This window comes from Vibrio sp. 1978, assembly GCF_033344345.1.
In genome coordinates this window covers 1-549 of sequence record NZ_JAWPOP010000881.1, presented here as the reverse complement: position 1 = coordinate 549, position 549 = coordinate 1, and the positions used below count along the sequence as shown (strand labels likewise).

The window sequence follows — 549 nt, the reverse complement described above, 5'->3', positions numbered from 1 at the left end:
ATCCTCATGGGGCTGCGGGTTAATGGATAGTTCTCCTGGATGGGAAGAAAGCCACAGTGAGAACGACTCTCCTGAATCGACAGACCATGAATCACCGCCACTATCGACAATTTGCACTTCCAACGCCCGGCAGGTTTCGGTGATCAGGGTTTCCAGAAATGCCCCAATTCTGGCCGGGTCTTCATATTTCTCTCTCTGCTCATGAAACACGAGCTGGCTGTAGCGATGCAGAGCTTCTTCAATGATCGGGTAAATCACAGGCTCCTGATTAGCCTTAATCCCGTCTGTGATGTAGCAGCTCAGCTTCTCGATGATGGCCTCCGATGCAGGCCAGTCGAATTGGAGGATGCTCAGGATGTGAGCGTTCTTGCGGCCACGACTTTTCAATTCATTCATAACCCTGTCGAAAGGGTTCACATCGACCATGATGGCTACCTCGTAATTTCTATACTTCTTGTCACACATAGCTCTGCTCTTACTGGGTCAATATGGGCAGACGGCCTTTTACGATTGTTCCGCCTGAAATTTTGGCTATGTATTCCAGGTTCG

1 protein-coding gene is annotated in these 549 nt (G+C 49.5%); it reads right to left on the bottom strand.

Annotation, left to right across the window (positions count from 1 at the left end):
- The coding region (locus tag R8N49_RS29655) for a hypothetical protein (RefSeq protein ID WP_318190765.1) at window positions 1-426 on the bottom strand (426 nt) is incomplete at its 3' end.
- Between the last annotated feature and the right edge of the window lie 123 nt (window positions 427-549).